The sequence below is a fragment of the SAR202 cluster bacterium genome, assembly GCA_009392515.1.
In the GTDB taxonomy this organism is placed as follows: Bacteria; Chloroflexota; Dehalococcoidia; order Lucifugimonadales; family UBA6952; genus UBA6952.
Genome location: VFGE01000048.1, coordinates 1 through 20,445, shown reverse-complemented (window position 1 = coordinate 20,445; position 20,445 = coordinate 1). Strand labels below are relative to the sequence as shown.

The window sequence follows — 20,445 nt, the reverse complement described above, 5'->3', positions numbered from 1 at the left end:
CTGCAGGACTTGCTTTGCTAATAAAAGTTTTTATTATTGCTTATGGATATCTAGATTGGACTTATGGTATCGCAATTATTGCAGCTCTCACTATGATGGTGGGTAATGCTGGTGCATTACTTCAAAGAAATTCAAAGAGACTATTGGGCTATAGTGGTATAGCACATGCAGGGTATATATTAATCGGAGTTGCATGTTTTTCTCAATTTAGTACGGTATCAGGGCAAGTTGCGATACTTTTTTATTTATTTACTTATTCATTTACAAATATTGCAGCTTTTTATTCATTAATGAGCATTTCGTTATCTACTAATAGTTATTCAATACAAAGTTACTCAGGTGCTTTTTTTACTAATAAATTTGCATCAATCGTTTTAGTGATATCTTTCTTGTCTCTTATTGGTTTACCTCCGACATCTGGATTTTTAGGAAAGTTATATTTATTCAATGCTGCTATAAAATCGGAATTAATTTGGTTGGTTTTATTCGGTGTGATTAATAGCGTTTTTTCAGCCTATTACTACCTTAAAGTCATAAAAACGCTTTTTGTTTCAGATATTCAAATAGACAAATATCATAATTTTAGATCCTATTCATTAAATATCGTTTTAATTTGTACTTTAATTGGTATATTAGTTTTAGGTGTATATCCTGATCCATTTTTGCAATTGCTAGAATCTTCTATTAGTAACTAGATTTTTTATAGAGATTAGTTATGAAACTATACATTATATTAGCCGAAATGAAGGGTGATTTTATTTCTTACATCGGTAATCAGTATGACAATTTTCAAATGCTTGGATATAAATTTGCTAAAGACCATACAGAAGCATGTGTTGATTTTTTTAGCGATCCAGCATTTCCTATTGATTGGAATGATGTTGAATATATTTGGGCAGAAGAATTGTTGTTAGAGAATGATAGCGGTAAATTTGGAGAAAATAGAAAAATATACACTGACGTATTTCGGTTACCACCTAATTAATTATTATATCTATAGACTTATTATAAAAGTATGTCTTTTTTGACTCTTTTAATTCCATGTTATTTGGTAGCGTGAAATTATCATTTACAAGATTCACATTTATCTCTTTATTTACATGGCTATATTCATTAAATGGTATTACAATTTTACCTTTAATATCTAAAACATATTTGATAGAGTTGTTATTTTTCATTAATTTGATTAAGTCTGAGTGTTCATCTATATCGTTATTTATTCCATGGCTATTAACTATTTCATACGTCCTAAGTATATCTATATGAGAAGTAAAACTATTTTTCCCAAATCTAAATTTGAAATCTTTATTCAAAGGTAACAGTAACCCATTAGTACCATTATCTTTATTTGCTTTAGCTATTACAGGTATTTTGAAATTATTTGATTTTTGAATAAATTGTAAAATATCATTTATTTGGATCATACCAAGATCAGCAGGTAATATTAATTTATTGTTTTTTTTTGATATGTCTAAATATTGTTGCAGGCTATCATTTAAATTATTTCCTAAATTTTTTATAGGTATTTGATTTTTTATTGAATAAATATGAGAAATATAATCAAATTCTGGTGTTGAGTACTCATTTCCCAAGATTGTTATATATGGTTCCATTTTTAATTGGCTTAATGCCATATAAGAGGTAGTCACTACATGGTTTAAGAGCCAAATCGTCAAGTTTTTTCGTTGTAATTCACTTAGTTTGTTGGCAAGACGTGTTTTTGTATTTCCAATTGATATATTTGCGATTGGTATGATTATTTCAAAATTAGATTTGGAGTTAGGTGTCACCATTTTAGATTTGTTTTTTAATAATCTCTAAGATAAATTTTGCCAGTTGTTTTTTATCTTCATCAGAATTCATTATAGTATTAGTAGCTACTGCATTTATCCCTAATTTTTCAATATTTCTAATTTCAGATAAATCTTGTGTATCTATTATTAGAATGTCACAAATTCCACGTAATAAATTTGCAATTCCAACACAACTTACATCTTCACCAAATTCATCTAACATTTTTGCTGCTGGCCCTTTAATTGCATTACCTTTTACAATTGGGCTTACTGCGATTCTTATACCATTAAAATTCTCAATTTTTTCACGTACCTTATTTATAGATACTATAGGATCAATACTAACGTAAGGATTTGAAGGGGATATGACTAATGCGTCACATCTTTCTAATGCTTTTTCAAATCCAGTAGACATTTGTGCTAAATCTATTCCTTCAAAATCTATGTTTAATAGTTTTGGTTCACATTTATGTTCAACGAAATATTCTTGAAAGTTCAATTTACCAATGTTTGTTGTACATATTGTTCTTACTATTTGATCAGACATTGGGTATATTTCTGATTTAATACCTAGTTTGGTTCTAATTAGATTTATAGATTCAGATAAACTGCTCCCTGATCTTATTAATTCGGTTCGTAGAATATGAGTGGCAAAATCTTTATCACCAATATTAAACCATGTATCGTATCCATAATAATTCAACATATTTAAAGTGGTGTAAGAGTCATTTATTATTCCCCATCCTTGTGTTGTGTTAGATAAATTACTCAATGAATACATCATAGTATCAAGGTCTGGGCAGATATATAAACCATAGATTTCAGTATCATCAGCTGTATTAACTACTATTTTTAATTGATGAGGGTCAAGTGAGAGGTATAGCCCTTTGGCCAATTTGGCGCCGCCAACACCGCCTGCTAGAGTTAATATGCTGATTTCAGCGATATCTTTGTTCATTAGAATGGGCTTTGTAGCTTTTTATCAGATTTATTAGGGTGAATATATTTATATTTAGGCATGTTTATTAATTGTTTATAAGAGCCAAAAATATTTTCACTATTTTCTTCTATAGAATCAAGGGGGTCGCTATTTTCTTCTTTTTCGGAAAAAATTTTATGTATGCTATAGTCAGTGTATCTTTCAGCAGGTGTTCGCCCTGTCTCCCATATAAGTTGTCGTATTTCTCTAGGTCTCAATAATTGCCCATGTTGAGCTCCAGCGGCTGTAGAAATACTCTCGTTCATTAAAGTACCTCCCATATCATTTACTCCAGCATTAAGTAGTATTTGAGCTATGTTGGGGCCTTCTTTTGGCCATGATACTTGAATATTTGGTATCCAGTTATTTAATGCTATTCTTGAGACAGCGTGAATTTTTAGAACTTCGATACCTGATGGTCCTTTTCTTAAGTTTGGAATCGATTGTTTTTTAAACATTGGTGCTTCATCAAAAATAAAACTTAAAGGGACAAACTCAGTAAATCCCTCAGTTGATTTTTGTATGTTTCGTAGTAAAACAAGGTGATTTGCAATATGATGGTTTGTTTCTATGTGACCATACATCATTGTTGAAGTAGTAGGAATCCCTATTTTGTGGGCTGTTGTAATTACATCTATCCATTGTTTAACTGTAATCCTACCAGGAGAAATAGTATCTCTTATTTTTTGATCTAATATTTCTGCAGAGGTTCCAGGGAGGCTCGTAACTTGGGCATTTTTTAATTCTATTAGATACTCTTTAATACTAGTCTTAGACCGAATGGATCCATATAAAACCTCTTCAGGAGAAAAGCCATGTATATGTATATTTGGGATTTCTTTTTTGATTTCTTTACATAACTCTATATAATAATCACCATTCATTTTGGGCGGTAACCCTGCTTGAATACATAATTCGGTAGCTCCTAACATATACGCTTGCTTACCTCTTCTAATGATTTCTTCAGTAGGTAATATATAGGATTCTTCAGTTCTATAATCTCGACTGAATGCACAAAATCCACATCCTTTAATACAAACATTGGTGAAGTTTATATTTCTATTAACAACATAGGTTACTTTATCACCAACAGTTTTGGCACGTAATAAATCAGCTGTCCATACTACTGCGTTCAAATTTGGGCCATTAGTAGTGAGTAGCAAAGAGATTTCAGAGATAGTAATATCCTTACCTTCAAGAGCTTTGTTTAATATTCTTGCTATCTTAGGACTAATATTGGCAAATGAGTCGTTTAATTCTGAATTAAACAATTGTTGGTTTTTTAACTTTGACATAGTTAAATATTCCTCCATCTACAAATCCATTTGAATCCACCGATGACTCGATTTTTTTTGATAATAGTTTAGAGTATTTAAATTGAGCATTTTTAGATTCAATAAATTCAGGGTATATAGGTAGTCTTGGTTTTAATTCAAATCCTTTTTCGGTAGTTTTTTGATTTAATTGTTCAATAGTAGGCCATGGCGCTTCAGGATTAACATAGTCAATGGTTAGTGGGGATATTCCTCCCCAGTCGTTTATTCCTGCGCTTAGGAAATTCTCATAATACCCTTCATTAAGATTAGGCGGTACTTGAATATTGGCATTAGATCCCATGATAATACGGGTAGCAGCAATTGTCCAAATAAAATCTTCAACCTGTGGTTCTGGGTGACTTTTCATAGGAATATCTGATTTTGCTCTAAAGTTTTGAACTATCAACTCTTGGATATGGCCATAATTTTCATTTATTTTTTTGATAGCAAAAATAGAATCCAATCTCTCTTTTTTTGTTTCTCCAATACCAACTAAAATTCCAGTTGTAAATGGTATTTGTAATTTTCCTGCATTTTCGATTGTTTTTAATCTGGCTTTTGGACGTTTGCTAGGAGCAAATTCATGAGGTTCGCCTATTTGTGATAACCTATCACTAATGTTTTCTAACATTAAACCAAGAGAAACATTAGTATTTTTTAATTTTTTCATATCATTTCGTGTCATTGTACCTGGGTTTCCATGAGGGAATAAATTTGTTTCACGAGCGATTAATTCAGATATATAGGAAAGATATTCAATTGTTGAAATATACCCATGATCTTTAAGCCATTTTTTCACTATAGGGAATTTTCTTTCTGGACGCTCTCCAAGGGTAAATAACACTTCTTTACAACCCAGTAGATCAGCTTTTTGGGCTAGATTTAAAATATAATTTTCCTTTAAAAAGATCGTATCATAAGAAGTTGGGTCTTCCCGAAATGTGCAGTAGGAACAAATATCCGAGCATACTTGTGTTAATGGGACAAATATTTTTGGAGAAAAGGTTACAATATTTTTTTTGCCTGCATTTCGAATTAGAGATGCAGAAATACATAAATCCTTAATGGTAATATATTTATCGAAAAATATTTCATACAATTCATTATCTGGAATTACTCTATTTTCAATAATCTTTTCAGTAATCTTTCTTAGCTGATAGGGAATATTGCTTTTTTCAGCACCTGAAATATCGTAGTCAATATTTAAGTTTAGATTAGAGCCCATATTATTAATTATTTCTATTAACTATTTCTATAAATTATTACTAAGTATTCTATTAATTGAAAGCTCCAACTCATCTTGAGGTACAAAACTTTCAAATTTGTCTATAATAATCCCTTTGGTATTAATCAAGAAAACCCAAGGTTCACTTGGTAAATTCCAAGGTTTTATAACTGGTGAAATTTTAGTAAATTCTCCTTCTTTATTTGCACTTTCAATATCATATACTTCTATATGAATGAAATACATATCCTTATTATAATTTTCATGAAGTGTTTTGATAATATTCATTTGTGGTCCACAAGTAAAACTTTTACATTGTCCTGGTGTCGCAAATAATATTAATAAAGGTTTGTCTTTCAATAATAATATATCGTCTACTGATTTATTATATAAATTCAAAAGTGGATTAATATCAGAAGTTATATACTTCAGTTCTTCGTTATTTTTAGCTACTAAATTGTTTGTTTTAGGGATCTTATCACCTATAGACGGCGTTAAACTTGTTGATTTAACCCTTATTACTATTCTTGCTTTTTGATTTTTATATTTTCCATCTTGTGGTCTGATTTCCGCTAACCAGTCACCAGGTGTGTCAAAATTTACGCTAGAAGCAAAAACTCCAGATTTTGAATTAGGCCAATTAATAAAATCACCTTCTTTTGTGAATTGAAATATAGAGGAGTTGTTTTTTTGTTGGAAAAAATCGATTGAAATTTTGTCGGCAATAATTGTTTTTCTTTGAGGGTTTTGAATACCTAGAATTAATCTATTAGAGCCAATGGATATATCACTAGTCCCTAGTGTTGCTATTAGGTTCAATTCCACTTTTTTGGTAGACTCTGCTTTATTATAAAATACGAAGTAAGAGATACAGAGTACTAATGTAATTAATGAAACAGCAAAAAATAGAAACAATATACGTTTTTTCATCTAGCTAACTTTCTTTGAATTTACGATATATATGTATAGTTATTTTTGAATCAGGATAATAGTCCAGAGGAGGGTTCGTTTTAGATATATCTAGTTCAATAGCATATGGGTTGAAAACATCAGCTAAGCTACTAGCAAGATATTCAGCAAGTGATTCAATTAGATTAAATTTTGTCTTTGCTAATTCATAATAAAGATAATTTATAACGTCAGAATAATTTATGGTATCTTCAATTTTGTCAGATACTGCAGATGATTTTAGATCTTTATATAGCTTTATATTTATTAATATATCTTGTTTTATTGATTGCTCTTCTGGGGTTATACCTAAATAGGTGGCAGCAATAATGTTGTTTAATTCGATATAATCATCATTAAAAGGCATAAATATATCTCGCTACATATTTATTTAAGACTGAGACATTTTGTTTGCTAATTCAAGAAGGTTGCGTGCTCTTTTTACCACTGGTACGTCAATCATTTTACCGTCAAGAGAAGTTGCGCCAGAACCATTTTTTTCTGCTTCTTCGAATACTTCAATCACCTTTTTGGCATATTCAATGGCTTCTTGTGAAGGACTAAATAGATTATTAATACTTTCTAATTGTCCGGGATGAATAGCAAATTTAGCTTTAAAACCTAGTGGTAAAACACTTTTTATCTCTTGCTCTAGTCCATCATTGTCTCTGAAGTTGACATATGGAGTATCGATTGCTGTAATACCAGCAGCTTTTGCTGCTATTGCAACAACAGAACGAGGGTATAGTATTTCAATACCTGTATCCGACCTTTGAATACCCATATCGTTTGTATAATCTTCACCACCGAAAGCTATGCCGAGCATTCTACTCGATGCTGATGCAATACTACTAACATTTACTATAGCTGAAGCGCTTTCTATCCATGCTATAATTTTCGTTTTACCATCTTCTACTGATTTTTCTGATTCTATTTGACTTAATATTTTACTAATTTCTTTAATATCCCAACTGCTCTCGATTTTACCTACACTTATTCCATAGGTTTTAGAACTTACTACAGCACGTATATCATCAAAGATTAAACCAGTATCTAAGGCATTGACTCTCGGTACTATAGATTGATTTTTTCCAGATAATGTACTCAATTTTTCACTAATTAAACTACGAGCATTACTTTTTTCGTTGTCGGGAACAGAATCTTCCATATCAGGCACAAGAATATCAGTATTTGCAGTACTTGCTTTTTCCAGCATGTCACTTCTATTACCAGGTACAAATAAAAGGCTTCTAAATAATTCCACTTCACTCTCCTAAATAAAAAATAAAATAAATTTTGCAAACTCAAATTAGGTTTTAGAAGTATAACATATATGTCTAAACTTAAATATAATTTGTATTTACCTATAATGATATAATAATATGTCTCAGGACTATTTAGATTGGAGATGAGTATGAAATCCATAAGTATTATTGGTATCGAAGGTTTACCTATCATATACCCTGGAGACGATTTGCCAAAATTAATTATGGATGCCTGTGAAAAAGAAAACATCATTATTGAAAATGGTGATATTCTTGTTGTAACTCAAAAAATCATATCTAAATCTGAATCTTGCTTAGTCGATTTGAACACTATTACGCCATCTAATTTAGCAAAAAAATGGGCAATAGAATGGGATAGAGATCCAAGATTAATTGAATTGGTTTTTCAAAAAAGCAAAAGAATTTCTAAAATGCAGAATGGGGTTTTACTTACGGAAACTGAACATGGTTTTTATTGCATAAATGCCGGTATTGATTTATCGAATGTATCTGGTGATAACATGGCCACTTATTTGCCGATAGACTCTGATAAATCTGCATTTAATATTCGAAATTCTATAAAAAAGTCATTGGGGATAGATACCGCAATAATTGTTACAGATACTTGGGGTAGGCCATGGAGATTTGGTGTGACTAATGTGGCAATTGGCCTATCAGGCATGTCTCCTTTTCGTGATTACAGAGGATTAAGTGATGCAAATGGAATGGATCTCAAGGCATCTGTAATTGCAGTTGTGGATGAATTGGCTGCTGCTTCTGAATTGGTAATGAATAAACTAGATAATATTCCTGTGTGTTTGGTTAAAGGTTATAAGTTTGTTCCGGATGAGGGATCTATAAATGACTTAATTCGACCACCAGAGCAAGATTTATTTAGATAATTATAGAATTATATGTTGTTCGTGATATACATTGGCTGTATATTTTAAGAATCTAAATATTTTTTTGTTAGGAATTAATTATGGGTGATAAAAAATATAATAGTTTTTTTGCTAATAACGTGCCTCAAAATTCAGTTTTAACTGAACCCCTTCCAAGGCCAAAATACGATTTTGCAGTCGCATTCCCTGATCCAGACCATTTTCCCATTGGGGAATTGCACACGTCTTTGGGTGAAGCATTAAAAGACCAAGGGCGAGATTTAGTTTTCTATCCACACCCCCAAGGTCTTCTCGAATTTCGTGAATTAGTTTGTAAAAAAATTAAAGACAATAGAGGTATAGAAGTAGGTCCTCAAAATGTGATCATCACTGCAGGTTCTGGGCAGTCTATAAATTTAATCACCCAATTATTTATTAATCCTGGTGACACGATTGTTTCAGAAGAGTTTACATATACAGGAGCTTTAAGAGTTTTTGAAAGATTTGGCGCTAAAATGGCTGGTGTAGAAATGGATGAAGAAGGTATGATACCGGCCTCTCTAGAGAACAAATTAATTGAATTAAAAAATAGTGGAATTACACCAAAGTTTATATATACAATTCCAACTTTTCAAAATCCAGTTGGCACTGATATGACTTTAGAAAGAAAGAAAGATATACTAGCAATAGCTCAAAAGTTTCAGATTCCTTTATTTGAAGATGACTGCTATGCTGATTTAAGGTTTGAAGGCGAAAATTATCCCGCAATTGCTTCTCTCGAAGGTTCTGATAATGTAATTTATTCAGGTTCATTTTCAAAGATACTAGCACCTGGATTAAGATTAGGATGGATAGTAGCACCGGATTCATTTTTACCATATCTTATGGCTGTAAATCCAGGAACTCCTCCTAGTCAGTTCACAATACTGTCTGCCCTATACTTTTTGGAAAAAAATATGGAAGAACATGTGGCTGGTTTATGTACTATGTTTCGAGGTAAACGCGATTGCATGCTTGGGGCTATAGGTGAATTTATGGGGTCTGAAGTAGAAATAATCGCTCCTAAGGGCGGATTATATTTATGGTTAAAATTTCCCGATGACTTAGATTTGGAACCAATATTGCCGATAGCTCGTGAAAAAGGTGTTATTTTTGGTTTAGGCAACACTTTTTCAACAGAGAAAAAGGCTAATAATTATATACGCTTGTGTTATGGATATCACAATCTGGAAGATACAGTTTCTGGTATAGAACTATTAGCAAAAGTTTTTAGAGAACAAGGATTGTTAAAATCTTAGTTTGAAATTTGATATTTAGTGTGTTAAAGTTAAATTTCTGGTGGTTTGAGCGGGACGGAACCACCCGTTACCATCCCGAACACGGAAGTGAAACATCCCAGCACTGACGATACTGTGCTCGCAAGGGTATGGGAAAATAGGTCACTGCCAGTATAAAATTAAGTTCTTGGTTAACCAGGAACTTTTTTTTTTGAAAATATGATAGTATGTAGTTAGTTGTTATAGATAGATTGGTTTTTATGCGAGAATTAGCTATTTAATTGTATATGCTTTACCATTACATCAATCTTCATTATAATCTACAGAATTATTTTTACTTTATAACAGAATATATATAGGAGGAAGTCTAATTGGCTTCAAAATTTGAAACTTTAACAGATTTATCTGAAACCCCTATGGGGAAACTACTTACAGAAACAGAGTTCCCTAAACCATTGAGACGTGGAGATGTTCTTGAGGTTGAAATAGTGAAAATTGACCAAGAAGGTTATTTGGTTGATTCTGGTCATAAATCAGACGCACTAGTGCCTATGCGTGAAACCCGAAGTATGACTGATGAAGAACTTGCTGATATAAAAGTTGGTGATAAATTAGATGTTTTTGTGGTGAGACCTGATTCTGGAGATCAATTACCCTTACTTTCTTTTGATAGAGCTAGAGCGGAACATGGCTGGATAACATTAAAAAAGGAATCTGAATTAGGAAATGTCGTATCGGGAGTGATAAAAAGTTTTAACAAGGGCGGTGCTGTGATTGAAGTTGAAGGAGTGCAAGGATTCGTACCTGTTTCGCAACTCCTAACGCCATTCCAAATGGACACTACAGATTCATCTAATATCAATAATGATGAATCAAGAATTGGTCAATCTATAAATATGAAAATAATGACATTAGATAGAAACCAAAAGACCCTAATTTTATCTGAACGACAATCGATTCAAGAAAAACAAAAACTTGATTTAGATAAATTATTGGAAGAAATGAAAGAGGGGGATATTCGGGACGGTAAAGTCACAGGTATATCTAATTTTGGTGCTTTTGTAGATTGTGGTGGTGTGACTGGATTGATTCATATTTCTGAAATGTCATGGGACCAGGTGGATTCCCCCGGATCTATTTTGAAAGCGGGACAAGATGTAAAAGTTTATGTTTTAAAGGTTGACCTTGAAACTAAAAAAGTGGCATTTAGTCTAAGACGTTTAGAGGCAGAACCTTGGTCTACAGTTGCAGATAAGTATTCAGTAGATCAAATTGTAAATGGTGTAGTAACAAAACTTGCTGACTATGGAGCATTTGTAAGAATTGATCGATCAATCTATGGATTATTGCATATTTCAGAAATAACTGATGAAACAATTCAACATCCTAGAGAAGTTTTATCCGAAAACCAAGAATTAGAACTGAAAATAATTAGTCTAGAGCCAGAGAAGAGGAGATTAGGTTTAAGTCTCAAGCAAATTAATCAAGAAAATAGTGAAAATATGGTTGAACCAAATGAAGATGTTCAGGATAATGAAGAGAATGATGAAGTTGTTTCTTCCGCTGTAATAGAAGTTGATGCTGATGGTAATGTTGATGAAATTGTTTCTTCTGACATGAATGAAAACCAAAATGATCAAGAATCGCTTGAAGAAGAAACTGGAGAAGAAACTGAAGAGAACGATGATTCTATTTAGTATTTTTAGTAGTAAGGACTAGTATTATGTCGAGTAGATTTGAAAAGTTTTCAGAAAAGGCTAGAAAAGTTCTATCTTTAGCTCAAGAAGAAGCACAACGATTTAATCATAATTACATAGGAACAGAACATATACTGCTTGGATTAGTGAAAGAATCTGACGGTGCTGCTGCAAGAATCTTAATCAGTCTATCACTCGAATTGAATAAAGTCCGATCTGCTGTAGAATTTATCATTGGTAGAGGAGAAAGAAGGCCATCGCCTGGAGAAATAGGATTAACTCCTAGAGCTAAAAAAGTTATAGAGTTAGCAGTAGATGAAGCTCGAAGGCTCAATCAGCAATTTATTGGTACAGAGCATTTGTTAATCGGTATTATGCGAGAGGGCGAAGGAGTAGCCTCGGGAGTTTTGGAAAGCTTGGGAATAAACTTGGATAAGATTCGATCGGAAGCTACAAGAATTAGTACCCAAACAGGTTATACACCTACATCTAGCACTTCAAAGACACCAAGTAAAACTCCTACTCTTGATCAGCTTGGAATTGATTTAACTAAATTGGCAAGAGACGAGAAACTTGACCCAGTGGTTGGAAGAAGTCAAGAAATAGATAGAGTTATACAAATACTTAGCAGGCGAACAAAGAATAATCCTGTGCTAATTGGTGAACCAGGAGTTGGTAAAACTGCAATTGTTGAAGCACTAGCGCAAAAAATACTTTCTGATGACGTGCCTCAAGGTTTGTCAAACAAACGGTTAGTTGCACTCGATATGGGAATACTAGTTGCAGGAACAAAGTATCGTGGTGAATTCGAAGAAAGATTAAAAAAAGTAATAGAAGAATTAAAATCGTCTGGGAATTGTATTTTATTTATTGATGAAATGCATACTATGGTTGGTGCAGGAGCTGCTGAAGGTGCTGTTGATGCTGCTAATATATTAAAACCTTCCTTAGCAAGAGGTGAGTTACAGTGTATTGGTGCTACTACCGTAGATGATTATCGTAAGTATGTTGAAAGAGATCCTGCGCTTGAAAGACGTTTTCAAACAGTTCAAGTGTTAGAACCTTCAGAAGAAGATTCTATTGAAATTTTGAAAGGTATTAAACCAAAATATGAGGAACACCATGGGTTAATAATATCTAATGAAGCACTTGTAACAGCTGTGGAATTAGCATCTCGTTATATATCGGACAGATTCATGCCTGATAAAGCTATCGATCTAATTGACGAGGCTGCTAGCAAAGTCAAAATTAGACAAACAACAATGCCGCTTTCAGTGAAAGAGGTAGGTACTGTGTTAGATAAAGTTAGAAGAGATAAAGATGAAGCTTTAGCACAACAACAGTATGAATATGCTGCAGAGCTTCATGAAAGAGAGCAATCATTAAGAGATAAGATTGATAATTTTTCATCAGATTTGCCTGATAACTCAGACATACTTGTTGATGAAGAAAGTGACTTGCCTGTTGTTACTTCAGAAGATGTTGCAGAGGTAACGAGTATGTGGACAGGTATTCCTGTTACTAGACTTGCCACAGAAGAGTTAGAAAAACTCCTACAGATGGAGACAGTTTTACATGATAAAGTTATAGGTCAAGATGAGGCTGTAGAACAAGTATCTAAAGCAGTAAGAAGGGCAAGAGCAGGATTTAAGGATCCCAAAAGACCAATAGGGAATTTTCTTTTCTTAGGCCCTACAGGTGTAGGTAAAACATATTTGGTCAGAGCATTGTCAGAATTTATGTTTGGAAGTGAAGACAGTGTTGTAAGGCTTGATATGTCGGAATTTATGGAACGACATGCAGTTGCTCGTTTAGTCGGTGCACCTCCAGGGTATGTAGGTTACGAAGAAGGTGGCCAATTAACAGAAATAGTCAGGCGTAAAAGTTATTCTGCAATACTTTTAGATGAGATTGAAAAAGCACATCCAGATGTTTTTAATATTTTACTTCAAATATTTGATGATGGGCATTTAACTGATGCCAAAGGACGTAAAGTAGATTTTAGAAATACTATTATTGTAATGACTAGTAATATTGGTTCAGATTTGATTCGCCAAGAAAGATTTATGGGTTTTAATTTAAAATCTGAAGAAGGAAATACTGTCGATCAGAAGTATTCTCGAATGAAAGATAAGGTGATGGACGAGGTTAAGAATTTCTTCCGACCTGAATTTTTAAATCGTTTAGATGGAACAGTAGTATTTCATCCTTTATCAAAAGAACATATTATAAATATTGTTGAATTAATGTTATCAGAAGTTTCCCAACAATTATTAAATAAAGGTATATCTATTGAATTTTCTTCATCAGCTAAAGAATTATTAGCAGATAAAGGCTTTGATCCTATTTTTGGTGCTAGACCTTTAAGGCGAGAAATTCAAGATCGTATAGAAGATAAACTTTCAGAAGAATTTCTATCTGGTAAGTTTGGTCCAGGGGATACGATTAAAGCTGACGTAGAAGATGACGATATAGTTTTAACAGTAATAAGTTCTGTAGCTAAAATTGAAACATAGATATCAATCTTATCAAAAGTTTAATATTTACTGATTGTTATGGTTTCTAGAAAGTCACAAAGAACAGAATATGTGTGTGGTAACTGTGAGGCGACTTTCCCTAAATGGCAAGGTGAATGTTACCATTGTGGTACATGGAATTCCTTGATTTTACGTAATATAAATACCTCAAAAACTACATTAAAGCAGCCCTGGATAAATGAAAGTATAGAAAAAGCACAATTATTGTCTGAAATCAAGTTTGATGATGTAAAAAATAGAATTGTTACTGGATTTGTAGAGTTAGATCAAATTTTAGGCGGTGGTATAGTTGATGGGTCTAGTATACTTCTTTTTGGTGATCCCGGGATTGGTAAATCCACCCTGCTTTTACAAATTGCATCTTATATTTCCGGTAATAATAATCCAGTTTTATATGTTTCTGGCGAAGAGTCTTCAAATCAAATAAGGTCTCGTGCTGATCGTTTAAAATCCTCTCAGAATTCTTTGTATTATATTGGATCCACAAATATAACTACTATTATAGAGAATATAGAGAAAGTAGAACCAGTACTAGTAATTATAGATTCGATTCAAACGATGTTTACTGACGAAATTGATTCCCCAATAGGAACTGTCGGACAGGTACGGGAAACTGCTAGGCAAATAATTATGTATTGCAAGAATAGAAAAATCCCTGTTTTTCTAACTGGCCATGTCACCAAAGATGGTTCAGTTGCAGGACCTAGAGTTCTTGAGCATATGGTTGATGTAGTATTGCATTTTGAAGGGAATGCAGACAATGGTTATAGGATTATTAGAGGTGTAAAAAATAGATTTGGTTCCACCAACGAAATAGGTATATTTGAAATGATGGATGCAGGTATTCGTCAAGTTGAAAACCCATCTTCTTTTTTTATTAATGATTATAATAGTGATTTACCTGGATCAGTACCTGTTGTTACAATAGAAGGTACTAGGCCAATAATAATAGAAATTCAAGCATTAACATCATATACCGTATTTCCACAACCTCGAAGAACTGTTACTGGTATTGATTTTAATAGAATGATTTTATTGTCAACGGTTTTAACTAGGCGCACGGGATTGAGGCTATCGGATCAAGATCTCATTGTTAACGTGATTGGCGGGATTAAGGTTACAGAACCTGCAGCTGATTTAGGCATAGCATTAGCGATAGTTTCAAGTTTCAAAGATCTATCTCCTATTGAGTCAACAATAGTTATTGGTGAAATAGGGTTAAGTGGTGAACTTAGGCGTGTTCAAAATATAAGTAAAAGAATTGATGAAGCTCAAAAAATGGGCTTTGTAAAAGCGATAATTCCAAAAGTCCAATCAAAAGAAATACAAAATTCTGAGATCAAAGTTATTGGAGTTAGTAATTTAAAAGAAGCAATTCAAATTTATTTTTCTGATTGAGAAATAGTTGATATTCTAATAGCATCTTGACCTAAATTAATACTAAGTCTATACTTATTCAGGGTAAAGCTAGATGATTCCTTCTTTAATATTATCATCTTAGCTTATTTCTCTTTTGGGAAAAAGAGAAATTGGAGTTTTGCCCGAGTGGCGCAATGGCAGCGCAGCCGATTTGTAATCGGCAGGTTAGTGGGTTCGAGTCCCCTCTCGGGCTCCACATAATGAATAGGTGATGTGCTTTGGTGCTTGTAGGTAAAAGTAGGATGGACCTAATTTAACAGGGACGGGTGGGTGAGTGGTTAATACCACCAGACTGTAAATCTGGCGCCCGGAAGGGCTACGCAGGTTCGAATCCTGCCCCGTCCACCATAAAGTGGAAAAGGGGTTGCCCACATAGCTCAGTGGTAGAGCACGTTCTTGGTAAGAACGAGGTCATCGGTTCAAGTCCGATTGTGGGCTCCATATAATAAAATAGAAAAGTTTATTTAGAAATAATGTAGGAGGATTTTAGAGTGGCTAAAGAAAAATTTGAAAGAAATAAGCCTCATCTTAATGTCGGAACTATTGGTCACGTTGACCATGGTAAAACAACATTAACAGCTGCTATTACAAGTGTACTAGCAAAACATAGTGATGGAACATCATTTAGAGCATTTGATACTATTGATAATGCTCCAGAAGAGAGAGCTCGTGGGGTGACTATAGCGATTTCACACATTGAATATGAAACTGAGAGTAGACATTATGCACACGTAGATTGTCCTGGCCACGCTGACTACATCAAAAATATGATTACAGGTGCTGCCCAAATGGATGGAGGCATATTAGTTGTTAGTGCTCCAGATGGACCTATGCCTCAAACTAGAGAACATATCCTTTTAGCAAGACAAGTAGAAGTTCCAAAAATCGTTGTAGCACTGAATAAATGCGATGTTATGGACGATGAAGAATTGTTAGAATTAGTTGAATTAGAGGTTAGAGAGCTTCTTAGTAGTTATGGCTTTCCTGGAGATGATATACCAATAGTGAGAGTTTCTGCATTATCAGCATTGGATGGAGATGCTGATGCTGAACAAGGAATTCTTAATTTGATGCAAGCTGTAGATGATTATATTGATGTTCCAGAACGACCTAAAGATCAACCATTTTTAATGCCAGTTGAAGATGTATTTGGTATTAAAGGAAGAGGTACTGTTGTTACTGGTAGGGTTGAAAGAGGATTAATACACCCAAGTGATGAAATTGAAATTGTTGGTGTAGAAGATACTAAGAAAACGGTTGTTACTGGGGTGGAGATGTTTCATAAATTGTTAGATGAAGCAGAACCGGGTGACGCTGTTGGCTGTCTTTTGAGAGGTGTTGATCGTGAAGATGTCGTTAGAGGTCAAGTTCTAGCTGCTCCTGGATCTATTGAGCCAAAAACTGAATTTAATAGTGAGGTATATATCCTAAGTAAAGAAGAAGGGGGCAGGCATACTCCTTTCTTTAATGGCTATAAACCTCAATTTTATATTAGAACTACAGATGTTACGGGAGAACTTAACCTTCCAGATGGTATGGAAATGGTTATGCCAGGTGATAATGTGAAGATGAAAATTAAACTTATTTATCCAATTGCTATGGAACCAGGCTTACGTTTTGCTATACGAGAAGGTGGTCGAACTGTAGGATCTGGAGTAATTACTGACATCATAGGATAGGGAAATCATGGCTAAAAAAGGTGGAGAAGCACGCACTTTAATTACACTAGGTTGTACAGAGTGTCGTGATAGAACGTATTCTACTTCAAAAAATAGAAGAAATGATCCTAATAGGATTGAGATGAGAAAATATTGTCCACGGTGTCGATCTCATCAATTATATCGAGAGGCTAGATAGAAGTGGCAAAAAATGCAGTAAAAAGCACTATTAGAAATACTCCTTCAAAATCTCGAAGCCCAAGATTTGGGGTATTCAGTTTTTTTGGAGAAGTTTTTAGTGAAATGAAGAAAGTTACGTGGCCTTCTCGCCAAGAAACTACACGACTAACCATGCTAGTTCTTGCTGTTTCTATAGCTATCGGAGCAATGTTAGGAGTTTTAGATTTCCTTTATACAACTATTTCAGATCAGGTTCTTTTTTAGTTAGTTGTAATAAAATATAGAATTATAAAAATGAATGATATAACAGACAATCAAATAGAAGAATCGACAGAGATCGATGATGGTCGACGTTGGTATTTTGTGCATACATATTCTGGGCAAGAAGAGAGAGTTAAACGTAATTTAGAACAGCGTATTGAAACTATGGATGTAGAAAATAAGATATTTCAAGTGCTTGTTCCTACTGAAGAAGTGGTAGAGATACGTGAAGGCAAGAAAATACCTAAAAGATTACGTTTGTATCCTGGTTATATAATGGTAAATATGGCTTTAGATGATGATGCTTGGTTTGTTGTTAGGAATACTCCAGGCGTAACTGGATTTATTTCTTCAGAAGATTCAGATCAGAATCGACCAAAACCGGTACCTTTGGAAAAATGGGAAGTAGATAAAATCCTTGATATGATTGAATCCAAAACTCCTACTACGAGATTTGGTATAACAAAAGGCGAATCTGTTAGAATTACTGTTGGTCCTTTTGCTGATTTCATTGGTGTTGTCGACGTAATAGATATGGATAAAGGGAAATTAAATGTGTTAGTTTCATTCTTTGGCCGAGAAACTCCTGTAGAGTTAGATTTTCTACAGGTTGAAAAATTGTAGTATAGATTTAATAAATTAGGATTATCAAATGGCACAAAAAATATTAGCTTTAATTAATTTGCAATTACCTGCAGGGCAGGCTACACCAGCACCTCCAGTTGGGCCTGCGCTAGGTCAACATGGTGTTAATATCATGGCATTTGTGAAGGAATATAATGCTAAAACTGCTTCTCAAGGTGGAACTATTATACCTGCCCAAATTACTGTGTATGAAGATAGATCATTTACTTTCATTACTAAGACTCCACCTGCATCAGAACTTTTGAGAAAAGCTGCCAAAATTACTAAAGGGAGTGCGTCGCCAAGGACAGATAAAGTTGCATCTTTATCAAGGTCAGCCATTAAAGAGATTGCTGAAAGTAAAATGGCAGATTTAAATGCTGCTGATATAGAGGCTGCAATGAAAATAGTGGAAGGATCCGCTAGAAGTATGGGAATTGAGGTTCGAGAATAATTATGGTTAAACAAAGTAAAAGATATACATCTGCTCAGTCAGCAATTGATATGGAAAAACTTTACAATATTGAAGAGGCCGTTAGTCTCGTTAAATCAAGTGCAACTGCTAAATTTGATGAGACTGTAGAATTACATGTCAAAACAAATGCTGATACTCGACATGCAGAACAATTAGTAAGAGGTGTAGTGTTATTACCTCATGGACTGGGCAAAATTGTTAGAGTATTGGTTTTTGCGCAAGCAGATGGAGCTATATCAGCCAAAGATGCAGGCGCCGATTTTGTTGGGGCAGATGACCTTATTGAAAATATTGAAAAAGGCTGGTTAGAATTTGATACCGTCATATCAACTCCAGAAATGATGGGTAAAGTAGGTAAACTAGGTAGAATATTAGGTCGCAAAGGATTAATGCCAAATCCTAGAACAGGGACTGTTGTACAATCTCAAGATCTAGGTCGAGCAGTAGAAGAGGCAAAAAAAGGTAAAGTGGAAGTTAAAATGGACAGGACAGCTGTTATTCATATTGCTTTTGGTAAAGCTAGTTTTGAAGAATCAATGTTAGTAGATAATTTGAATACTGTTATGGATATGATAAGTCGATCACGTCCCTCTGCTGTTAAAGGTCAGTTTTTGAAGTCCGCATATCTTACAAGCACAATGGGGCCAAGTATTGCTCTAGATGTTGCGGATCTTTCTTCTGTTAAAATGGAGTGATATCTGGACTTATTACTAAGTACAGTATATACTGTCAATGTTTTATAATTAAATAAATGCCAAAGACAGTGAGCGCTATGAAAGCTTAATTTCTCACCGAGGTTAAATTCGAGAATTCTTTTGTCTGTGGCTTTTGGTTACAGACTTTTTTTTTGAGGTGATTTATGCCAACAGTTAAAAAAATTGATATAGTTGAAAGGTTAGCTGAAGATTTTAAAACTAGTAACGTAGCTATATCTACGAAAGTTACTGGTTTATCAGTCAACCAACTCAATTCACTTCGTTCTCATTTAAGAACTAATGGTTTAAGTTACAAAGTTATTAAGAATACATTAGCGAATATTGCTGCAGATAATGCAGGAAAGCCAGAATTCAAAGAATTATTAGACGGTCCCACAGGTTTGGTTATAGGTGAAGGCGATCCTATAGAATCATTAAAACTATTGGTTTCTTTTGCTAAAAATAATGAATTAGATTTATCAGTTTTTGCTATCGCTATGGATGGTCAAACTTATGATTCTTCTCAAATTAATACGTTAGTAAAATTACCATCTAGAATTGAATTAATAGCTAAATTAGTAGGGATGTTAGCATCTCAGCCTCAGCGATTGGTTACAGCATTGGCTGGACCATCAACCTCTATCGTTACAATTTTGTCAAATGTCTTAAATCAAAAAAAACTTGAAGACAATAGTTAATTAGATTAATAAGGAAGGGAACACCGAAAAATGACTAAAGAGGAAATATTAGAAAGTATAAAAGGTTTAACAGTATTAGAGTTATCGGATTTGGTAAAAGCTCTTGAAGAAGAGTTTGGTGTATCTGCTGCACCAGTCGCTGTTGCTGCAGCACCAGCTGCTGCTGCTGCTGGGGATGATGCTGCTGCTGGCGGTGGAAGTGATAGTACTAGTTTTAAAGTGAGTATTACAGAAATTGGTGACCAAAAAATCAATGTAATCAAAGCTGTGAGAGAAGTTACTACTCTAGGACTTAAAGAAGCAAAAGATCTTGTAGAGTCTGCCCCTGCTGCGATAAAAGAAGACGCAAGTAAAGATGAAGCCGATGATATTAAATCTAAACTTGAAGAGGCTGGAGCTACAGTCACTGTAGAATAATAACCTGGTGTAAGGTCAATTATGGAACCTAAATGGATAGTATTTATAATAGTATCCTTTGGGATGTTTGCTACAACTTTAGAAGGAACTATTGTTTTAG

The 20,445-nt window shown here is 33.8% G+C and carries 22 protein-coding genes, 3 tRNA genes and 1 rRNA gene; 19 read left to right on the top strand and 7 right to left on the bottom strand.

Translation table 11 applies throughout. The features are described from left to right. The coding region (locus FI695_07045) for an NADH-quinone oxidoreductase subunit N (protein MQG51712.1) at positions 1-695 on the top strand (695 nt) is incomplete at its 5' end. A 20-nt stretch (positions 696-715) separates the two neighbouring features. Further along, the gene (locus FI695_07040) at positions 716-985 is read left to right on the top strand and encodes a hypothetical protein (GenBank protein ID MQG51711.1); all 270 of its coding nucleotides are present in this window, start codon (positions 716-718) and stop codon (positions 983-985) included. On the opposite strand, the gene FI695_07035 is transcribed toward FI695_07040, so the two are convergent. The 7 genes from FI695_07035 to FI695_07005 form a co-directional block, all read right to left on the bottom strand. Further along, entirely contained in the window at positions 978-1,793 is an 816-nt protein-coding gene (locus FI695_07035) for a hypothetical protein (protein ID MQG51710.1), read from the bottom strand. The two genes, FI695_07040 and FI695_07035, sit on opposite strands and share 8 nt — an antisense overlap. Before the next feature lies 1 nt (position 1,794). Further along, positions 1,795-2,751, bottom strand: coding sequence for a 2-phospho-L-lactate transferase (locus tag FI695_07030; GenBank protein MQG51709.1), 957 nt, complete (start codon positions 2,749-2,751; stop codon positions 1,795-1,797). Continuing rightward, positions 2,751-4,067: a 7,8-didemethyl-8-hydroxy-5-deazariboflavin synthase subunit CofH gene (gene cofH, locus FI695_07025; protein MQG51708.1), complete on the bottom strand. Its 1,317-nt coding sequence runs from the start codon at positions 4,065-4,067 to the stop codon at positions 2,751-2,753. Before cofH ends, FI695_07030 begins: the two co-directional genes overlap by 1 nt. Further along, positions 4,036-5,313, bottom strand: coding sequence for a 7,8-didemethyl-8-hydroxy-5-deazariboflavin synthase subunit CofG (gene cofG / locus FI695_07020; protein ID MQG51707.1), 1,278 nt, complete (start codon positions 5,311-5,313; stop codon positions 4,036-4,038). The genes cofH and cofG overlap by 32 nt, the downstream gene beginning before the upstream one ends. 27 nt (positions 5,314-5,340) lie before the next feature. Further along, positions 5,341-6,138, bottom strand: a complete 798-nt coding sequence (locus tag FI695_07015) for a hypothetical protein (protein ID MQG51706.1) — start codon at positions 6,136-6,138, stop codon at positions 5,341-5,343. 109 nt (positions 6,139-6,247) lie between these two features. After that, positions 6,248-6,628, bottom strand: a complete 381-nt coding sequence (locus FI695_07010) for a dihydroneopterin aldolase (GenBank protein ID MQG51705.1) — start codon at positions 6,626-6,628, stop codon at positions 6,248-6,250. A 24-nt stretch (positions 6,629-6,652) separates the two neighbouring features. Then, complete coding sequence (locus FI695_07005; protein MQG51704.1) at positions 6,653-7,525, bottom strand: CoA ester lyase; 873 nt, start codon at positions 7,523-7,525, stop codon at positions 6,653-6,655. A gap of 150 nt (positions 7,526-7,675) precedes the next feature. Between FI695_07005 and cofE the strand changes: the two genes are divergently transcribed. The 17 genes from cofE to FI695_06920 all read left to right on the top strand — a co-directional run bounded on the left by cofE (position 7,676) and on the right by FI695_06920 (position 20,345). Further along, on the top strand, positions 7,676-8,428 hold the full coding sequence (cofE, locus tag FI695_07000) for a coenzyme F420-0:L-glutamate ligase (protein MQG51703.1): 753 nt from the start codon (positions 7,676-7,678) through the stop codon (positions 8,426-8,428). Between the two features lie 80 nt (positions 8,429-8,508). Further along, positions 8,509-9,705: a PLP-dependent aminotransferase family protein gene (locus FI695_06995; GenBank protein ID MQG51702.1), complete on the top strand. Its 1,197-nt coding sequence runs from the start codon at positions 8,509-8,511 to the stop codon at positions 9,703-9,705. A 36-nt stretch (positions 9,706-9,741) separates the two neighbouring features. Beyond that, positions 9,742-9,858 (top strand): 5S ribosomal RNA (rrf, locus tag FI695_06990). Positions 9,859-10,055: 197 nt separating this feature from the next. Then, entirely contained in the window at positions 10,056-11,381 is a 1,326-nt protein-coding gene (locus FI695_06985; GenBank protein MQG51701.1) for a S1 RNA-binding domain-containing protein, read from the top strand. 26 nt (positions 11,382-11,407) lie between these two features. Further along, complete coding sequence (locus tag FI695_06980; protein ID MQG51700.1) at positions 11,408-13,897, top strand: ATP-dependent Clp protease ATP-binding subunit; 2,490 nt, start codon at positions 11,408-11,410, stop codon at positions 13,895-13,897. Between the two features lie 39 nt (positions 13,898-13,936). Beyond that, positions 13,937-15,316 (top strand): DNA repair protein RadA, encoded by a 1,380-nt coding sequence (radA, locus tag FI695_06975; protein ID MQG51699.1) that lies wholly within the window; start codon positions 13,937-13,939, stop codon positions 15,314-15,316. Positions 15,317-15,457: 141 nt separating this feature from the next. Continuing rightward, positions 15,458-15,533 (top strand) — tRNA-Thr (locus FI695_06970). 64 nt (positions 15,534-15,597) lie between these two features. Then, positions 15,598-15,685: transfer RNA gene (locus tag FI695_06965), tRNA-Tyr, on the top strand. A gap of 18 nt (positions 15,686-15,703) precedes the next feature. Further along, positions 15,704-15,778: transfer RNA gene (locus FI695_06960), tRNA-Thr, on the top strand. A 50-nt stretch (positions 15,779-15,828) separates the two neighbouring features. Continuing rightward, the gene (gene tuf / locus FI695_06955) at positions 15,829-17,016 is read left to right on the top strand and encodes an elongation factor Tu (protein ID MQG51698.1); all 1,188 of its coding nucleotides are present in this window, start codon (positions 15,829-15,831) and stop codon (positions 17,014-17,016) included. A gap of 7 nt (positions 17,017-17,023) precedes the next feature. Beyond that, positions 17,024-17,194: a 50S ribosomal protein L33 gene (gene rpmG, locus FI695_06950; protein ID MQG51697.1), complete on the top strand. Its 171-nt coding sequence runs from the start codon at positions 17,024-17,026 to the stop codon at positions 17,192-17,194. Between the two features lie 104 nt (positions 17,195-17,298). After that, positions 17,299-17,439: a preprotein translocase subunit SecE gene (gene secE / locus FI695_06945; GenBank protein MQG51696.1), complete on the top strand. Its 141-nt coding sequence runs from the start codon at positions 17,299-17,301 to the stop codon at positions 17,437-17,439. Between the two features lie 30 nt (positions 17,440-17,469). Next, positions 17,470-18,060, top strand: a complete 591-nt coding sequence (nusG, locus tag FI695_06940) for a transcription termination/antitermination factor NusG (GenBank protein MQG51695.1) — start codon at positions 17,470-17,472, stop codon at positions 18,058-18,060. 28 nt (positions 18,061-18,088) lie between these two features. Continuing rightward, positions 18,089-18,514 (top strand): 50S ribosomal protein L11, encoded by a 426-nt coding sequence (rplK, locus tag FI695_06935; GenBank protein MQG51694.1) that lies wholly within the window; start codon positions 18,089-18,091, stop codon positions 18,512-18,514. 2 nt (positions 18,515-18,516) lie between these two features. Continuing rightward, positions 18,517-19,230, top strand: coding sequence for a 50S ribosomal protein L1 (locus tag FI695_06930; protein ID MQG51693.1), 714 nt, complete (start codon positions 18,517-18,519; stop codon positions 19,228-19,230). A gap of 164 nt (positions 19,231-19,394) precedes the next feature. Next, on the top strand, positions 19,395-19,928 hold the full coding sequence (locus tag FI695_06925; protein MQG51692.1) for a 50S ribosomal protein L10: 534 nt from the start codon (positions 19,395-19,397) through the stop codon (positions 19,926-19,928). 30 nt (positions 19,929-19,958) lie between these two features. Then, positions 19,959-20,345, top strand: coding sequence for a 50S ribosomal protein L7/L12 (locus tag FI695_06920; GenBank protein MQG51691.1), 387 nt, complete (start codon positions 19,959-19,961; stop codon positions 20,343-20,345). Positions 20,346-20,445 lie beyond the last annotated feature (100 nt).

Bases quoted from the DNA above. Each gene is read 5' to 3' on its own strand.
- FI695_07040 (MQG51711.1), top strand. From the start codon at position 716: ATGAAACTATACATTATATTAGCCGAAATGAAGGGTGATTTTATTTCT.
- FI695_07035 (MQG51710.1), bottom strand. From the start codon at position 1,793: ATGGTGACACCTAACTCCAAATCTAATTTTGAAATAATCATACCAATC.
- FI695_07030 (MQG51709.1), bottom strand. From the start codon at position 2,751: ATGAACAAAGATATCGCTGAAATCAGCATATTAACTCTAGCAGGCGGT.
- cofH (MQG51708.1), bottom strand. From the start codon at position 4,067: ATGTCAAAGTTAAAAAACCAACAATTGTTTAATTCAGAATTAAACGAC.
- cofG (MQG51707.1), bottom strand. From the start codon at position 5,313: ATGGGCTCTAATCTAAACTTAAATATTGACTACGATATTTCAGGTGCT.
- FI695_07010 (MQG51705.1), bottom strand. From the start codon at position 6,628: ATGCCTTTTAATGATGATTATATCGAATTAAACAACATTATTGCTGCC.
- cofE (MQG51703.1), top strand. From the start codon at position 7,676: ATGAAATCCATAAGTATTATTGGTATCGAAGGTTTACCTATCATATAC.
- FI695_06995 (MQG51702.1), top strand. From the start codon at position 8,509: ATGGGTGATAAAAAATATAATAGTTTTTTTGCTAATAACGTGCCTCAA.
- FI695_06980 (MQG51700.1), top strand. From the start codon at position 11,408: ATGTCGAGTAGATTTGAAAAGTTTTCAGAAAAGGCTAGAAAAGTTCTA.
- radA (MQG51699.1), top strand. From the start codon at position 13,937: ATGGTTTCTAGAAAGTCACAAAGAACAGAATATGTGTGTGGTAACTGT.
- rpmG (MQG51697.1), top strand. From the start codon at position 17,024: ATGGCTAAAAAAGGTGGAGAAGCACGCACTTTAATTACACTAGGTTGT.
- secE (MQG51696.1), top strand. From the start codon at position 17,299: ATGAAGAAAGTTACGTGGCCTTCTCGCCAAGAAACTACACGACTAACC.
- nusG (MQG51695.1), top strand. From the start codon at position 17,470: ATGAATGATATAACAGACAATCAAATAGAAGAATCGACAGAGATCGAT.
- rplK (MQG51694.1), top strand. From the start codon at position 18,089: ATGGCACAAAAAATATTAGCTTTAATTAATTTGCAATTACCTGCAGGG.
- FI695_06930 (MQG51693.1), top strand. From the start codon at position 18,517: ATGGTTAAACAAAGTAAAAGATATACATCTGCTCAGTCAGCAATTGAT.
- FI695_06925 (MQG51692.1), top strand. From the start codon at position 19,395: ATGCCAACAGTTAAAAAAATTGATATAGTTGAAAGGTTAGCTGAAGAT.
- FI695_06920 (MQG51691.1), top strand. From the start codon at position 19,959: ATGACTAAAGAGGAAATATTAGAAAGTATAAAAGGTTTAACAGTATTA.